Source organism: Actinomadura sp. HBU206391, from assembly GCF_014323665.1.
In the GTDB taxonomy this organism is placed as follows: domain Bacteria; phylum Actinomycetota; class Actinomycetes; order Streptosporangiales; family Streptosporangiaceae; genus Actinomadura_C.
Map to the genome: position 1 here is coordinate 1 of NZ_JABVEB010000037.1, position 14,657 is coordinate 14,657.

General features: G+C 71.4%; 17 protein-coding genes. 3 read left to right on the forward strand and 14 right to left on the reverse strand.

Annotation, left to right across the window (positions count from 1 at the left end):
* Positions 1 to 284 precede the first annotated feature (284 nt).
* The 11 genes from HKK72_RS14720 to HKK72_RS14765 form a co-directional block, all read right to left on the reverse strand.
* Positions 285 to 605 carry a hypothetical protein gene (locus HKK72_RS14720; RefSeq protein ID WP_187234918.1) on the reverse strand — a complete coding sequence of 107 codons (321 nt, stop codon included), beginning with the start codon at positions 603 to 605 and terminating at the stop codon, positions 285 to 287.
* A 375-nt stretch (positions 606 to 980) separates the two neighbouring features.
* A complete protein-coding gene (locus HKK72_RS14725; protein WP_187234919.1) occupies positions 981 to 2,135 on the reverse strand; it encodes a 4-hydroxybenzoate 3-monooxygenase in 1,155 nt (384 codons plus the stop codon).
* A 51-nt stretch (positions 2,136 to 2,186) separates the two neighbouring features.
* On the reverse strand, positions 2,187 to 2,702 hold the full coding sequence (locus tag HKK72_RS14730) for a MarR family winged helix-turn-helix transcriptional regulator (protein WP_187234920.1): 516 nt from the start codon (positions 2,700 to 2,702) through the stop codon (positions 2,187 to 2,189).
* A 202-nt stretch (positions 2,703 to 2,904) separates the two neighbouring features.
* Positions 2,905 to 3,642, reverse strand: coding sequence for an IclR family transcriptional regulator (locus HKK72_RS14735; protein WP_315987257.1), 738 nt, complete (start codon positions 3,640 to 3,642; stop codon positions 2,905 to 2,907).
* A 41-nt stretch (positions 3,643 to 3,683) separates the two neighbouring features.
* Complete coding sequence (pcaC, locus tag HKK72_RS39850) at positions 3,684 to 4,079, reverse strand: 4-carboxymuconolactone decarboxylase (RefSeq protein WP_315987258.1); 396 nt, start codon at positions 4,077 to 4,079, stop codon at positions 3,684 to 3,686.
* The gene (locus tag HKK72_RS14740; protein ID WP_315987259.1) at positions 4,069 to 4,872 is read right to left on the reverse strand and encodes an alpha/beta fold hydrolase; all 804 of its coding nucleotides are present in this window, start codon (positions 4,870 to 4,872) and stop codon (positions 4,069 to 4,071) included. Before HKK72_RS14740 ends, pcaC begins: the two co-directional genes overlap by 11 nt.
* Positions 4,869 to 6,074 (reverse strand): 3-carboxy-cis,cis-muconate cycloisomerase, encoded by a 1,206-nt coding sequence (pcaB, locus tag HKK72_RS14745; protein WP_187234921.1) that lies wholly within the window; start codon positions 6,072 to 6,074, stop codon positions 4,869 to 4,871. The genes HKK72_RS14740 and pcaB overlap by 4 nt, the downstream gene beginning before the upstream one ends.
* 52 nt (positions 6,075 to 6,126) lie before the next feature.
* The gene (pcaG, locus tag HKK72_RS14750) at positions 6,127 to 6,690 is read right to left on the reverse strand and encodes a protocatechuate 3,4-dioxygenase subunit alpha (protein ID WP_187234922.1); all 564 of its coding nucleotides are present in this window, start codon (positions 6,688 to 6,690) and stop codon (positions 6,127 to 6,129) included.
* On the reverse strand, positions 6,687 to 7,361 hold the full coding sequence (gene pcaH / locus HKK72_RS14755; RefSeq protein WP_187234923.1) for a protocatechuate 3,4-dioxygenase subunit beta: 675 nt from the start codon (positions 7,359 to 7,361) through the stop codon (positions 6,687 to 6,689). The genes pcaG and pcaH overlap by 4 nt, the downstream gene beginning before the upstream one ends.
* A gap of 20 nt (positions 7,362 to 7,381) precedes the next feature.
* Positions 7,382 to 8,050 (reverse strand): CoA transferase subunit B, encoded by a 669-nt coding sequence (locus tag HKK72_RS14760; RefSeq protein WP_187234924.1) that lies wholly within the window; start codon positions 8,048 to 8,050, stop codon positions 7,382 to 7,384.
* 127 nt (positions 8,051 to 8,177) lie between these two features.
* Positions 8,178 to 8,924 (reverse strand): CoA transferase subunit A, encoded by a 747-nt coding sequence (locus HKK72_RS14765; RefSeq protein ID WP_187234925.1) that lies wholly within the window; start codon positions 8,922 to 8,924, stop codon positions 8,178 to 8,180.
* A 199-nt stretch (positions 8,925 to 9,123) separates the two neighbouring features.
* On the opposite strand from HKK72_RS14765, the gene HKK72_RS14770 reads away from it, so the two are divergent.
* From HKK72_RS14770 to HKK72_RS14780, 3 genes are all read left to right on the forward strand, one after another.
* A complete protein-coding gene (locus HKK72_RS14770; protein WP_315987260.1) occupies positions 9,124 to 10,146 on the forward strand; it encodes a hypothetical protein in 1,023 nt (340 codons plus the stop codon).
* 109 nt (positions 10,147 to 10,255) lie between these two features.
* A complete protein-coding gene (locus HKK72_RS14775; protein ID WP_187234926.1) occupies positions 10,256 to 10,939 on the forward strand; it encodes an SDR family NAD(P)-dependent oxidoreductase in 684 nt (227 codons plus the stop codon).
* The gene (locus HKK72_RS14780; protein ID WP_315987261.1) at positions 10,924 to 11,994 is read left to right on the forward strand and encodes a low specificity L-threonine aldolase; all 1,071 of its coding nucleotides are present in this window, start codon (positions 10,924 to 10,926) and stop codon (positions 11,992 to 11,994) included. The genes HKK72_RS14775 and HKK72_RS14780 overlap by 16 nt, the downstream gene beginning before the upstream one ends.
* Positions 11,995 to 12,018: 24 nt before the next feature.
* On the opposite strand, the gene HKK72_RS14785 is transcribed toward HKK72_RS14780, so the two are convergent.
* From HKK72_RS14785 to HKK72_RS14795, 3 genes are read right to left on the reverse strand one after another with little or no spacing between them, the layout of a single operon-like run.
* The gene (locus HKK72_RS14785) at positions 12,019 to 12,720 is read right to left on the reverse strand and encodes an adenosylcobinamide amidohydrolase (protein ID WP_315987262.1); all 702 of its coding nucleotides are present in this window, start codon (positions 12,718 to 12,720) and stop codon (positions 12,019 to 12,021) included.
* Entirely contained in the window at positions 12,717 to 13,484 is a 768-nt protein-coding gene (locus HKK72_RS14790) for an ABC transporter ATP-binding protein (RefSeq protein WP_187234927.1), read from the reverse strand. Before HKK72_RS14790 ends, HKK72_RS14785 begins: the two co-directional genes overlap by 4 nt.
* Entirely contained in the window at positions 13,481 to 14,650 is a 1,170-nt protein-coding gene (locus HKK72_RS14795) for a FecCD family ABC transporter permease (protein ID WP_187234928.1), read from the reverse strand. Before HKK72_RS14795 ends, HKK72_RS14790 begins: the two co-directional genes overlap by 4 nt.
* Positions 14,651 to 14,657: the final 7 nt, after the last annotated feature.

The window sequence follows — 14,657 nt, forward strand, 5'->3', positions numbered from 1 at the left end:
TTGTTCGGAGCATTGTTGTTGTTGTGGCCGCCGTGCTGCGGCGCGCTGATCACGGCCTGAGCGCTCGCCGGGGCGGCCGCACTCACAGCCAGGGCGGCCGATCCCGCCAGAACCAGGCCGGACATGGCGACTGCCGCACTCTTCTTCACGTCCATGGAACTTGCCTCCTTGGAGAAATCCAGCCCTAAGACCGGACTTCGAATTCGTAACCTCTGTAGTAACCGGACAGGGTCTCGCACCCACGAGGCACGAGACCCCGCACTGCGCCACTCCGCGGGCGGAGATCAGGCCGCGTCGTTGTTGTTGTTGTTGTTCGGAGCATTGTTCGGGGCATTGTTGTTGTTCGCGCCGCCGCCGTTACCGTCACCGGTGCCGCCACCGCCGCCACCGCCACCGCCACCGCCACCGGCGGCAGCAGCCGCGGCGCTCTTTCCGGCGGCGGCCGAAGCGCTGCCGCCACCGCCGCCACCGCCGCCGCCACCCTGCTGCGGCGCGCTGATCACGGCCTGGGCGCTCGCCGGGGCGGCCGCACTCACAGCGAGGGCGGCCGATCCCGCGAGGACCAGGCCGGACATGGCGACTGCCACGCTCTTCTTCACGTCCATGGAACTTGCCTCCTTGGAGAAATCGAGCCATAAGGCCGGATTTTTACCTTCGGAACTGGTCGGCTTCGTGGTGCGCTTTCTGCCGCACCTAAACGATTGATGCGTTAATGCATCTGCCGGCATTTATGCCGGTGTTCCGCTTGTTTGATCCCCTGGCACTAACTCCGTGAAACCGCGAGATGTGAGACTTGGCTTCGATCCAACACTCTCGACAGACATGCTTTAATCGGTTACGATATATACCGTTAGCGGTGCCTATAGGCTATATCGCAGTTATATGTCCGATTAATGCAGGATTGGGCGCAGGACGGCAGAGTCGCTGCCGCGTCGCGGGTCAAGCGCCGACAGGTCCGCCTCATCCCGGGCGTGAACAACTCAGAGGGGCAGGCCGACGTAGTTCTCCGCCAGCATCGTGGCCGCCGCCTGTGAACCGGCGACGTAGTCCAGATGGGACCGCTGCAGCCGGTGTCCGAAGGCGTCCTGAGACGGATCGGTGTGCAGCAGGGTCGTCATCCAGTACGAGAAGTGCTCCGCACGCCAGACGCGCTTAAGGCAAATGTCCGAATAATTATCAATTAGTGCATATGAACCACTTTTGTACCATTCGGTCAATGCTCTGGCCAGGACGGTCACATCGGAGACCGCCAGGTTGAGGCCCTTGGCCCCCGTCGGCGGCACGATGTGCGCGGCGTCCCCGGCGAGGAACATCCGGTCATGGCGCATGGGCTCGGCGACGAAGCTGCGCATCGGGGTGATGCTCTTCTCCAGGATCGGGCCGTCCCGCAGTTCCCAGTCCCCGTCGACGGCGAAACGCGTCCGCAGCTCGTCCCAGATCCGCTCATCCGGCCAGCGGGCGATGTCGTCGTCGTGCGGGACCTGCAGGTAGAGCCGGCTCACCGACGGCGAACGCAGGCTGTGCAGGGCGAAGCCCCGCTCGTGGTGGCAGTAGATCAGTTCCTCGGTCGAAGGCGGCACGTCGGCAAGGACGCCCAGCCAGCCGTACGGATAGCCCCGTTCGAAGGCGCGCAGTCCTGGAACGGCGGGACGGCACACGCCGTGGAAACCGTCGCAACCGGCGATGACGTCACATTCGAGGGTGCGCGTCTCACCGTTCTGGCGATAGGTCACCGAGGGCGTGCCCGAGTCCACGGCGAGCACCTCGGCCTCGAACCGGACGTCACCGCCCGCGGCCAGCCGCACGGCGATCAGGTCCTTGACGATCTCGGTCTGGGCGTACACGGTGACCGTACGGCCGGTGAGGTCGGTCAGCGGGATGCGGTGCCCGGTCCCGCCGAAGCGCAGCTCCAGGCCGTGGTGGACCAGGCCCTCACGGTCCAGCCTGTCCGCGACCCCGCTGGCGCGGAGCACGTCGACGGTGCCCTGCTCGAGCAGGCCGGCGCGCTGCCGCCGCTCGACGTACGTCCGGTCGCGGCTCTCCAGCACCACGGAGTCGATGCCCCGCGTGTGCAGCAGGTGGGAGAGCAGCAGCCCGGCCGGGCCGGCTCCGACGATCGCCACCTGGGTGCGCATGACGGCCTCCTCATCCGGTCTTACCGCGATCCTTGCCTGATCGCGCTCCGGTCAGGGGCCTTCCTTCCGCTCACCGGAAGTCCCGGCACCCTGGCGACGCAGGAGTGGGTGATCGGGGACGAGCGGATCGACGACCGCCTCGCAGATGGCCCGCAGCTGATCCACCTGCTGCGGCGTGAGCCGATCGAACAGATGGGTCCGCACGCCCTCCACATGCCCGGGAGCCGCTTCTACCAGAGCGGCCATCCCCTCGCCGGTGAGCATCGCGAACTGGCCGCGCTTGTCGTCCAGGCATTCACGGCGCCGTACCCAGCCCCGGCCCTCGAGCCGTGACACCGCGTGCGACAGCCGGCTCGGGCTCGAACGGGTGAGCTCGGCGAGTTCTCTCATGCGCAATTCCCGTTCGGGAACCTCCGAGAGCACCACGAGAATTTCGTAATAGGTGTGCGGCATGTCCGAATCGCGCTGGAGCTCCCGATCGAGCTGGTCGAACAGCACCCTGCTCGCTGCGTAAAAGGCGCGCCACGCACCCTGTTCATCGTCGTTCAACCACCGGGGTCGGCTCACAAGGTCATCCTAGTAGTTGTTCAGCGCTCAACTAATTGATAGCGTCGGCCGCGTAATGTGCTCGACCACTCGAAACTCGAGTATTCGATGAACGTGCCCGCGCTCGTGCCGACATGGACGGCAGCCGTCTCCGCGGCGGCCCGCCCCCGTGAACGGTCGGTGCAGGGACCCGTCCGATACGGTGGCCGTCCTGTCCCGTGCGTCAGTCGTCGCCCCAGTGCGCGGCGACGTCGCGGGACAGGGCGTGGGCGGCGGTGACGACCGCGGGGACCAGCCGACGCAGATCGGCGCCGCGGTTGTGGGCCACCACCGACAGCGCCGCCACCACACGCTCGCCGGCGGCCCTGACCGGGGCGGCCACCGAGCACGAGCCGAGCGTCATCTCCTCCCGGGTGACGGCGTACCCGTCCCGGTGCACCTCGGCCAGGCACATGCGCAGCCGGGCCGGGTCGGTGATGGTGTTGGGGGTGTGGACGGAGAGCCCGACGTCCAGGACCTTCTCCCGCAGGCCGCCGGGCGCGTAGGCCAGCAGGACCTTGCCGACGCCCGTGGCGTGCAATGGCAGTTCGGCGGCGACCCGTGTGACGACCGGGACCGAACGCGGGCCACGGAGCCGTTCCAGATACAACGCCTTGTCGTCGCGGAGCACGGCGAGCTGGACGTTCTCGTGCGTTCCCTCGTACAGCTCCTCCATGTGCGGCAGAGCCAGTTCACGCAGCGTGGAGGCCGCGGAGGCCTGTGCCCCGATGCGCCAGAGCCGCATGCCGACGCGGTAGGTGCTGTCGGCCTGCCGGTCGAGGAAGCCGCCCCGGGCCAGCTCACCGACGAGGCGGTGCCCGGTCGTGAGCGGGAGCCCGGCCCGGCGGCACACCTCGGTCAGCGAGAGACCGAGGTCACCGGGGGCGAACGCCTCCAATATCGCCATGACCTTGCCCGTCACACTGGGAGGGGTCGGTCTCGTCGCATCTGCCACAAGCGTCATCATGTGCCGACATCGTCCGGTGCGTCCACCCGTCCCTCTTCTATCAGCACCCGCTGGGCGACCGCGAAGGCGGAGTTCGCAGCCGGGACACCGCAGTAGATCGCGGTCTGCAACAGGACTTCCTTGATCTCTTCGGGATCCAGCCCGTTGCGCAGCGCCGCGCGCACGTGCATGGCGAGCTCTTCGAGGTGCCCGCCGGCGACCAGGGCGGTGAGCGTGATGCAGCTGCGGGTCCGGCGGTCCAGCAGCGGCCTGGCCCAGATCTCACCCCACGCGTAGCGAGTGATCAGCTCCTGGAAGTCCGCGGTGAAGTCCGTGGTGCGCGCGGTCGCGCGGTCCACGTGGGGGTCGCCGAGAACCTCACGCCGGATCCTCATCCCCTCGTCATGACTCACGTGCTCCTCCTCCGGACGGGGGCCAGGTGGCGGTCAGGTGCTCGGCGATCGCCTCGCCGACCACTTCCGGACTTTCGACGTTGGCCAGGTGCGCCGCCGGCGAGACGACGCAGAGGGCTGCTCCGGAGATGCCGTCGAGTAGTAGCTTGGCGTGCTCGACGGGGGTGGCCGGGTCACCGGCGCCGGCGATGATCAGGGTCGGGGCGGTGACCTCGCCGAGCCGGTCGCGGGCGTCGAAGCCGGCGATGGCCTCGCAGCAGGCGGCGTAGCCCTCCCGGTCGACGGCGCGCAGCATCGCCAGCTGCGGCTCCGGATCGGCGAAGTCCGGCGTGAACCAGCGGCCGCGAGTGCTCTCGACGAGCGGCTCCGTGCCCTCGCGGCGCACCAGCGACGCGCGCTCGTGCCAGCTCTCCGGCGGGCCGAAGCGGGCGGAGGTGCAGCACAGCACGAGGCTGCCGATCCGCTCCGGCGCGGTGACGGCGAGGGTGGTGCCCACCGCTCCGCCGATCGAGAGGCCGCAGTAGGCGACCCGGTCCAGCCCGTGCAGGTCGAGCAGGGCGACGACCTCGGCGGCCAGGCCCTCCATCGTCACGCCGGGCCCGGCGCCGTCCGGCCCGCTCGCGGCCGGGGCCGCCGAACCGCCGTGGCCGGGCAGGTCGTAACGGAGCACCCGCCAGGTGCGGGTGAAGAGGGGCAGCTGCGGCGCCCACAGGTCCATGGTCGTGCCGAGCGAAGGGCCGAGCACCAGGACCGGCGCGTCGCCCGGCCCGTCGAACCGATGGTTCAGGGTCACGGCGAGACCTCCCGGACGTGCTCGAGGGCACGGTCGACCAGAGCGAGAGCCGGCCCCGGGCCGGGCTGCTCACCGTGCTCGGCGAGGACGCCGAGCAGCAGGTCGAGGTTGGCGCGCATGCGTTCCGGGAAGATCTCGATCCCCTCCAAGAGTTCGGCCATGGTCTCCGCGGCGCCGCCGGTCAACCGCAGGCACTCCCGCAGGGGCTGCCACTCCGCGTGCCACTCCCCCGCGGGCCGCTCGAGCGCGGCCGACTGGGCGGTCATCAGGATCTGAACGTACGCGGGCACTTGCAGCGCCGCGGCCCGCACCATCGTCGCGAGCGCCGGGTTGCGCTTGTGCGGCATCGCCGACGAGCCGCCTCGGCCCGGCCCCGGCGGCTCGGCGACCTCGCCCACCTCAGTCTGGGCGAGCAGCACGACATCCGTCGCGATCTTGCCGAGGGCGCCGGTGACCGTGGCGAGTGCCGATCCGAGCTCGGCGACGGGGAAGCGCAGCGTGTGCCACGGCAGCACCGGCTCGGCCAGGCCCATCTCCTCGGCGTACACCGGCAGGAGTTCGACCGCTCGCTCGCCGAACGCGGCCATGGTGCCCGCGGCACCGCCCAGCTGCACCGGCAACCGCAGGCCGGCCAGCCGGTCCCGCGCGTGGACGCACCCGATGAGCCAGCTCGCGGCCTTGAGCCCGAACGTGGTCGGCACGGCCTGCTGACCCAGGGTGCGCCCGGCCATGGGCGTCTGCCGGTGGTGCGCCGCCAGCTCCGCGAGCGCGCTCACCACCCGTCCCAGACCGGCCAGGATCACCTCCCGGGTACGGGCGGCGACCAGCATCGCGGCGGTGTCCATGATGTCCTGGCTGGTGGCGCCCTGATGGAAGTGCCGGGACAGTTCCGGTGCCGATCTCGCTCTCAGCTCGGCGATGAGCGGCACGACCGGGTTGCCGGCGCCCCTGGCGCGTACGGCCAGATCGCCGGGATCCAGCCCAACCGGATCCGGCTCCGCCGAGCGGGCGAGACCGGTGATGGCGTCGGCCGCCTCCCGTGGAACGAGGCCGAGGCGGGCCTGCGCGCGGGTCAGGCCCGCCTCGGCGTCCAGCAGGGCGCGCAGCCAGGCGTGGTCGGAGGTCGTCGTCTCGGCCTCCGACCCGGCGCGCACCGGTTCCAGCAGGCCCAGATCAGAGCGGTCGTCGCGGTCCGCGGGCACGGCTGGCTCGGTGGGCTTCCGCTCGGTAAGCTCAGAAGACCGCTCGGTGGGTTCAGAGGGCAAAGAAGACCGTCTCCCCGTCGCCCTGCAGGCGGATGTCGAAGCGGTAGCCGCCGTCGTCCTCCCGCTGCGCGACCAAGGTGTCACGCCGCTCCGCGTCGATCGCCGACAGCACCGGGTCGGCCGCGTTCGCCCCGGCCTCGTCCGGGAAGTAGAGACGGGTCGCCACCGGCTTGAGCAGTCCCCGGGCGAAGACCAGCACGGCGATGTACGGCGCGTCGCCGCCGACCGGTCCCGGCTTGACCGTGGAGAACCAGTAGCGGCCCGCCGAATCGGTGGGGCACCGGCCGAACCCGGAGAAGCCATGACCGGCCCGGCGCAGCCCGCCCTCGCCGCGCGGGACGGTACCGTCGGCATCCGCCTGCCAGATCTCCAGGATCGCGTCCGGCAGCGGCTCGCCGGCCCCGTCGAGCACCCTGCCACGCACGGAGATGGCGTCCGGGCGCCACTGCGGCGCCACGCAGGGACCGTCGTCGTAGGGAAGCGCGTAGCCGAAGAACGGCCCGACGGTCTGCGAGGGGGTGACAGGAAGGGTCTCCTGGCCGGTCTCCATCATGCCTCCATCGGCGTGGCGTCGAGCACGATGTCCCACTGGTAGCCGAGCGCCCATTCGGGGACGGTCGTGTCGAGGTCGAAGCGCGCGACGAGCCGTTCCCGCGCCCTCTCGTCAGGGATCGACTGGAAGATCGGATCCTGGACGAACAGCGGGTCGCCGGGAAAGTACATCTGGGTGACGAGCCGCTGGCTGAACGCCGTGCCGAACACCGAGAAGTGGATGTGCGCGGGCCGCCACGCGTTGTGGTGGTTGCGCCACGGATAGGCGCCCGGCTTGATCGTCACGAACCGGTAGCGTCCGTCGCCGTCGGTGAGACAGCGGCCCGCCCCGGTGAAGTTCGGGTCGAGCGGCGCCGGATGCTGGTCGACGAGGTGGATGTAGCGGCCGGCCGCGTTGGTCTGCCACACCTCCACAAGCGCGCCCCGTACGGGGCGCCCGCGCGAGTCCAGCACCCGTCCGGTCACGATGATGCGCTCGCCCATCGGCTCCCCGGGGTGCTGCCTGGTGAGATCGTGATCGAGCAGCCCGAGTTCTTCGTGACCGAACACGGGACCGGTCAGTTCGAGCGCGTCGGGGCCGAGCTTGGGCATCGGCAGCGGCCGGGAGGGCGCGCGCAGCGCCGTGCTCTTGTAACCCGGGCTGAGATAAGGCGGGTGCGGGTCGGTTGCCATGAGATCTCCCTGGTCAAGGGTCATTCTGATGCGGCCGTCGGGCCGGTGTGAACGCGGGCCCCGGTATGGACCTCGGCCTCCGTACGGTCGCGCACGTCGGCCTCGGTCACGCCGGGGGCGGTCTCGACGAGGACCAGCCCGCCATCCGTCACATCGAGGACGGCGAGATCGGTGATGATCCGCTCAACGCACGCGGCGCCGGTCAGCGGCAGCGTGCACTCTGTGACGATCTTGGGGCTGCCGTCCCTTGCGGTGTGCTCCATCACCACGATGACCCGGCGGGCGCCGTGCACGAGGTCCATCGCGCCGCCCATTCCCTTGATCATCTTGCCCGGCACCGCCCAGTTCGCCAGGTCTCCGCGGGCCGAGACCTGCATCGCACCCAGCACGGCGACGTCGACGTGGCCGCCGCGGATCATGCCGAACGACAGCGCGGAGTCGAAGAAGGCCGCGCCCGGCAGCACGGTGACGGTCTCCTTGCCGGCGTTGACCAGATCCGGGTCCAGCTCGTCCTCGGTGGGATACGGGCCGACACCGAGCACACCGTTCTCGGAGTGCACCACGACGTGCACATCGGGCGGGATATGGCCCGGGATCAGCGTGGGCAACCCGATCCCGAGGTTCACGTAGGCCCCGTCGGGCAACTCGGCCGCGGCCCTGGCGGCGATCTCGTCCCTGGTCCAGCTCATCGGTCGCCCGTCCTTCTCACTCGTTCCGCCGACCGCGCCCGTCTGCGTCCGGCCGCGCTCTGCCGGATCGGCGCCCCGGCCGCCCTGTGCCCGATCGGCGCCGGCCGCTCGGCCTCCCGTGCGGGGTTCAGGAGCGCACCGTCCTCTTCTCGATGTACTTGTCCGCGGCCTGCTCGGGAGTGAGCACCACCACCCGCTGGACGAAGACGCCGGGAACGTGGACCTCGTCGGGGTCGAGCTCGGCCAGTTCCTCGACCTCGGCGACCGTGACCCGGCCGGCCATCGCGCAGAGCGGATTGAAGTTGCGGGCAGCCTTGTCGAACACCAGATTGCCGAACCGGTCGCCGCGGGCGGCGCGGACCAGCCCGAAGTCGGTGGTGATGCCGTGCTCCATGACGTAGGACCGGCCGCCGAACTCCCGTACCTCCTTGGCCGGTGAGGCCACCGCGACGCCGCCGTCCGGCGCGTAGCGCCAGGGCAGGCCGCCGTCGGCGACCTGGGTGCCCACCCCCGCCGGGGTGAAGAAGGCCGGGATGCCGCAGCCGCCGGCGCGCAGCCGTTCGGCCAGCGTGCCCTGCGGGGTCAGCTCGACCTCGATCTCGCCCGCGAGATACCGCCGCGCGAGTTCCTTGTTCTCCCCGATGTACGAACCGGTCGCGCGGGCGATCCGGCCGGCGGCGAGCAGCCGCCCGAGACCCCGGCCGGCCACGCCGCAGTTGTTGGAGACCACGGAGAGCCCGGTCGCGCCCAGCTCATGCAGTGCCTCGATCAGCACGGTCGGCACTCCGCAGAGACCGAACCCGCCGACCGCCAGCGAGGCGCCGTCCGTGACGTCCGCCACCGCCTCGGCCGCGGACTCGACGACCTTGTTCATGAGCCCACCCTGTCCATGTGACCACCGTGGCAGAGCCACCGGCCGCGGGGTGCGCGAGCTTCCGTCCAGCGGAAGGTTCGCTGGGACGGCCCGGAGCTATTTGGTACTTCGGTCAACTCCTGTGGTGATTTGCCCCTAATGTGAGTCTGGTCCAAGTACCTCTCCTGCTGACCGGACCTAGGAACAACAAGGAGCGTACGTGGTCACCCCCCACACTCCCCGTGGCCGAGCACTGACCTGGAGCCGTCGAGGCATCGCGGCCGCCGCCGTCGCGGCGGCGGCCCTCGTGCTGCCGCCGGCGTCATCAGGGCTGGCGCAGCCGCAGAGCCCGGCCGCCGCCCCGGACCCGGCGAAGACCTTCAAGGACCTCCAAAAGCGCGCCGCCGCCCTCGAGAAGGAGTACCGGGGCGGCCTGGAGACCCTCAGCGACGCGAAGAAGGCCGCCGAGCGCGCCACCGATCAGAACCAGCGCACCGGCGACGCCCTGGAGAAGGCACGTGAAGAGGTCCGCCGGCTGGCGGCCTCGTCGTACATGAGGGGCGGCTTCGACTCGGCCTCCGTCCTGCTCAGCGAGGCGGGGACGGGCGGCTCGGTCAGCGGCGCGAGCGCCGTGGAGTACCTCGCGCGCAGCAACGCCCAGCAGGTGCAAGGCCTGGAGGCCCTGGCGGCCAGTGCCGAGCAGAGCCGCCAGGCCGCGCGGACCAGGATCGACAAGGTCCGCAAGGAGATCGACGAGCTGGAGGGCCAGCGCAGCCGGGTCAAGAAGCTGCTGGCCAAGTACCAGCCCGAGACCCCGGCGAGGCAGACCGACCTGCCCAGCGGCGGTGGGCGGCCGGACGGCGCCGCCTCGGGTGCGAAGTCGACCATCATCGGCAACAGCATGACCGCGCGGATGCGCACCGTTCTGCTCGAGATCGACGGCAGGTTCGGCGCGTTCCCCGCCATTGGCTGCAGCCGGCCCGACGACCCCCAGGACCACGGCTCCGGGCGGGCCTGTGACTTCATGGAGAGCACCGGCGGCACCGTGCCGAGCGCGAGCGCCACGGCGCACGGCAACAGCGTCGCGCAGTACGCCATCAGCAACGCCTCCCGGCTCGGGGTCAAGTACGTCATCTGGCGTCAGCGGATCTACGACCTGCGCAATCCCGGCTGGCGGGCCATGGAGGACCGCGGCAGCACGACCGCCAACCACTTCGACCACGTGCACATCTCGGTGTTCTAGCGCCGGTCTGGACGGTCGCGCGTCTGGACGGTCGCGTGGTGGTGGGTCCCGGTGCCCTCCGAGGGTGACCGGACACACGCGGTAGGGCTCGAGCTGATATCACGTACGCATGGATGAAGCTGTGATCGTGGTCGCCGGAGCGGGCGGCCCGGCAGGGCGGGCGGTCGTACGGCGGCTCGCCTCGGCGGGCGCACGGGTCGTGGCCGCCGACGTGCGGCCCCAGACCTGGGACGACGCGGGTGCGGACGCCGAACGCATCACCTCGGCCGTGGTCGATCTGCTGGACGCCGACGCCACCCGCGCTTGGGCGGCGCAAGTGCTCGACGTCCATGGGCGGGTCGACGGGTTGGTCCACCTGGTCGGCGGCTGGCGCGGCGGGGAGACCTTCGGTGAAACCGACCTGGCCGACTGGGCGCTGCTGCACGACCTGCTGGTCCGTACGCTCCAGCACACGACGCTGGCCTTCCACGGGGCCCTGCGCGAGGGCCCGCACGGCCGGGCCGTGATCGTGTCGCAGCCCGTGGCGGGCGCGCCGACCCAGGGCAACGCCGCCTACGCCGCCGCGAAGGCCGCCGCCGAGGCCTGGACGCTGGCCCTCGCCGACTCCTTCTGGCACACGCCCGCGGCGGCGACGATCCTGGTCGTCAAGGCGCTGACGACCGATGCCATGCTGGAACGGCAAGCGGCCGGCCAGGGCCATACGCACGTCGACGACCTGGCCGGCACCATCGCGGGCCTGTGGGACCGGCCCGCAGACGAGCTGAACGGAAAGCGCCTGTGGCTGACCGAGTGAACGGCGGGGTCACCCGCCACAACCCCGATGTACGCGGATTCGCCAGTGACAACCACGCCGGCGTCCATCCTGAGGTCCTCGCGGCGCTGGGCGCCGCCAACGGCGGCCACCAGGCGGCGTACGGCGAGGACGTCTACACCGCCGGGCTGAGGGACGTGTTCCGGGAGCACTTCGGCGAGCGCACGGAGGTCTACCCGGTGTTCAACGGCACCGGCGCCAACGTGGTCGGCCTGCAGGCGATGTGCGACCGGTGGGGAGCGGTCGTCTGCACCGGGGACGCGCACCTCAACCTCGACGAGTGCGGGGCCCCGGAGAAGCTCGCCGGGCTGAAGCTCCTGGCGGTGCCCGCGGCGGACGGCAAGCTGACGCCAGAACTCATCGGCGCACGCGTGCGCGGCATGGCCGGCCAGCACCACGCCCAGCCACAGGTGGTGTCCCTCACCCAGAGCACCGAGCTCGGCACCGTCTACACCGCCGAGGAGATCATGGCGATCTGCGCGCACGCTCATGACCTCGGCATGCTCGTCCACGTCGACGGGTCCCGCCTCGCCAACGCGGCCGCCTCGCTCGACCTGCCGCTGCGCGCCTTCACCACCGACGTGGGCGTGGACGTGCTGTCGTTCGGTGGCACCAAGAACGGGCTGCTGCTGGGCGAGGCGATCGTGGTGCTGAATCCGGACGCGGTGCGCGGGACGGTGTTCCTCCGCAAGGCGGCCACGCAGCTCGCCTCGAAGATGCGGTTCGTGTCCGCCCAGCTCCTCGCACTCCTCGAAGGCGACCTGTGGCTGCGCAACGCGCGGCACTCCAACGCGATGGCGCAGCGCCTCGCGACCGCGATAGCGGACCTGCCGGGGGTCTCGGTGGTCCGCCCCGTCCAGGCCAACGCCGTCTTCGCCGTCATCCCGCCGGACGTCGCCGACCGGGTCCGCAAGCGGTTCAGCTTCCACACCTGGGACGAGGCGACCGGCGAGGCGCGGCTGATGACCGCCTTCGACACCACCGAGGACGACGTGGACGCCTTCGCCGCCGCCCTCGCCGAGGAGACCGCCGGCTGAGCCGACGGCGGGCGAATCGCCCCCTCACCCGTCCGAGAGCCGCCGCAGTTGTGCGGTGTAGTCGACGGCGCCTTCGCGGACCGCCGCGTGGACGGCCCGCGCGATCCTGGCGCCCCACCGCGAGCGGGGGCCGCCGAACGGATCCGCGGGCCCGCCGGTTCGCACGGCCACACAGACGGCGTCGGTGGCGGTGCCGCTGCAGTGGTAGCCCGCGTCGAGGAGCGCCTGCGTCTTGGCCTCGGTCACCGTGGCCACCGCGTTGACGAGCGCGGCGTCGCCGAGGGACGCGGGCACCGACACCACGATGTTGATCGTGCCGGGCCGTGGGCCGTCGGCGCCGGCCTTCGCCTCGTCCCGGATGGGGGTGAACTCGAGGTCGACTCCGCCGGGCGGTGCCGCGGCCCAGGTCGGCACCCGGAGCCCGACCGTGGCGACCACCTCGACTCCCTCGTCGGCGCGGATCACCAGCCGGTCCACCGCCGCGGCGGTGAGCATGCCGACACCGGGCCCGGCGAGCCCGAACTCCGACGCCAGTTCGGCGAGGTGCTCGACCGGGTCGAGCCGCGCGTAACCCCCGGCGACCTGCGCGTTGAGCACCCACCCGGCCGGGCCGATGCCGCCGCCGACCATCGCCGAAGAGATCATCCGCCAGCCGTCACCGGCCCGCCACACCGACGCGGGCAGCCGCACGCCGTCCTCGCGCCGCCACACCACGTCGACGTTCACGGCCGTACCAGCGTCATGACAGGGCGGCCGTCCGGGCCCGGCGTGACGTTCACGCGAGCCCCGAAGTGGGTGTCGACGGACTCCCTGGTCAGCACCTCGCCGGCCGGGCCGGACGCGGCGACCCGTCCGCCCGACAGCAGCACCAGGCCGTCGGCGTACTGCGCGGCCAGCGAGAGGTCGTGCAGGGTCGTCACCACGGTGAGGCCGTCCGCCAGGCGCAGCCGGTCCACCAGTTCCATGACCTGCTGCTGGTGGCCGAGGTCGAGCGCCGTGGTCGGCTCGTCCAACAGGAGCACCGGTGTCTGCTGAGCGAGGGCGCGAGCGAGCACGACGCGCTGCCGCTCACCGCCGGACAACTGCCCCATCGGCCGGCCGGCCAGCGTTTCGAGATCCAGCCGCTCCAGCACCTCGCCCGCGACCGCGCGGTCGTGCCTGCTCTCCCGGCCGAGGTAGGGGATGTACGGAGCCCTCCCGAGCAGCGTGTAGTCGAACACGGTCATGCCGCCGGGCAGCACCGGGCTCTGTGGTGCGTAGGCGACCAGGCGGGCACGCTGCCGCAGCCGCAGCGACCGCACCGGCTCATCGTCGACGACGACGTCGCCGTCGCACGGCAGCAGCCCGACGATCGCGCGCAGCAGCGTGGACTTGCCCGCGCCGTTCGGACCGATCACGGCCAGCCATGACCCCGTCGCGGCCTCCAGGGAGACGCCGGACAGCACCGCCCGGCCGGCCAGGGTGACGCCCAGGGAACGCACCGAGATCACGTCTCCACCCTCCGGGTGGCGCGGAGCACGCCGATGAAGAAGGGCGCCCCGACGAAGGCGGTGACCACGCCGAGCGGCAGCTCCCCCGGGGCGACGATCGTACGGGCCACCAGGTCGGCGAGCATGAGGAACGCCGCGCCGGCGATGAGCGACAGCGGCAGCACGATGCGGTAGGAGCCGCCGACCAGGCGCCGCACCAGATGGGGCACGACGATGCCCACGAACCCGATCAGCCCGCTGACGGCGACCGCCGACGCGGTGGCCAGCGAGGCGGCGGCGAGCACGATCAAGCGCACCCGCGTGGCCGACAGTCCCAGTGCGGCGGCCTCGTCGTCACCGACGCTCAGCACGTCCAGCAGCCGCCCGTGCATGAGCAGGATCGCCGTCGAGATCAGGCCGTACGGCGCGATCATGCCGAGGGTGGCCCAGTCCGCCCCGGCCAGACCGCCCATGATCCACGCGTAGATCCGCTGCAGTTCCTCGACCTTCGCCTGCTGCACGAAGGTCTGAGCCGCGGACAGGAAGGAGGCCACCGCCACGCCGGCGAGCACGAGGGTGGCCGCGCCGCCGCCCCGGCCGGTGGAACTGCCCAGCAGGTACGCCAGGAACACGCCCGCGACGGCCCCGGCGAACGCCGCCAGCGGGATGCCGAACGACGAACCCGCCGGGACGAACACGATCACCAGGGTGGCGCCCAGCCCGGCGCCCGCGGCCGCCCCCAGCAGATAGGGGTCGGCGAGGGGGTTGCGGAAGACGCCCTGATATCCGGCCCCCGCGATGGCGAGCAGACCCCCGACGGCCGCGCCCATCAGCACCCGGGGCAGCCGGAGCTGGAACAGGATGCCGTGTTCGAGCGGGGTGAACCCGGACGAGACGTCCACGAACGGCACCTGGTCGAGCAGTTCCGCCGCGACGCCGGCCGGGGAGAGCCCGACCGCCCCGGTCAGCAGCCCGGCCGTGGCGACGGCGACCAGCAGGACGAGTGCCACGGCCAGCGGAACCGGCCGCAGTCTCGCCGGCCTGTCCGCGCCAGCGGGCTTACCCGCGCCAGCGGGCTTACCCGCGCCAGCGGGCTCTTCCGCGGCCGCGGGCCTGTCCGCGGCGACCGGTCGCTGACGCGCCGTGCTCTCCTCGCCCTTCGCCCCGGCGGGCCCGGACGGCGTCATGTGTCCG

What these genes read in the sequence shown, in the direction of transcription:
- HKK72_RS14720 (WP_187234918.1), bottom strand. Translation starts at nt 605, where the DNA reads ATGGACGTGAAGAAGAGCGTGGCAGTCGCCATGTCCGGCCTGGTCCTC.
- HKK72_RS14725 (WP_187234919.1), bottom strand. Translation starts at nt 2,135, where the DNA reads ATGCGCACCCAGGTGGCGATCGTCGGAGCCGGCCCGGCCGGGCTGCTG.
- pcaG (WP_187234922.1), bottom strand. Translation starts at nt 6,690, where the DNA reads ATGATGGAGACCGGCCAGGAGACCCTTCCTGTCACCCCCTCGCAGACC.
- pcaH (WP_187234923.1), bottom strand. Translation starts at nt 7,361, where the DNA reads ATGGCAACCGACCCGCACCCGCCTTATCTCAGCCCGGGTTACAAGAGC.
- HKK72_RS14760 (WP_187234924.1), bottom strand. Translation starts at nt 8,050, where the DNA reads ATGAGCTGGACCAGGGACGAGATCGCCGCCAGGGCCGCGGCCGAGTTG.
- HKK72_RS14765 (WP_187234925.1), bottom strand. Translation starts at nt 8,924, where the DNA reads ATGAACAAGGTCGTCGAGTCCGCGGCCGAGGCGGTGGCGGACGTCACG.
- HKK72_RS14775 (WP_187234926.1), top strand. Translation starts at nt 10,256, where the DNA reads ATGGATGAAGCTGTGATCGTGGTCGCCGGAGCGGGCGGCCCGGCAGGG.
- HKK72_RS14795 (WP_187234928.1), bottom strand. Translation starts at nt 14,650, where the DNA reads ATGACGCCGTCCGGGCCCGCCGGGGCGAAGGGCGAGGAGAGCACGGCG.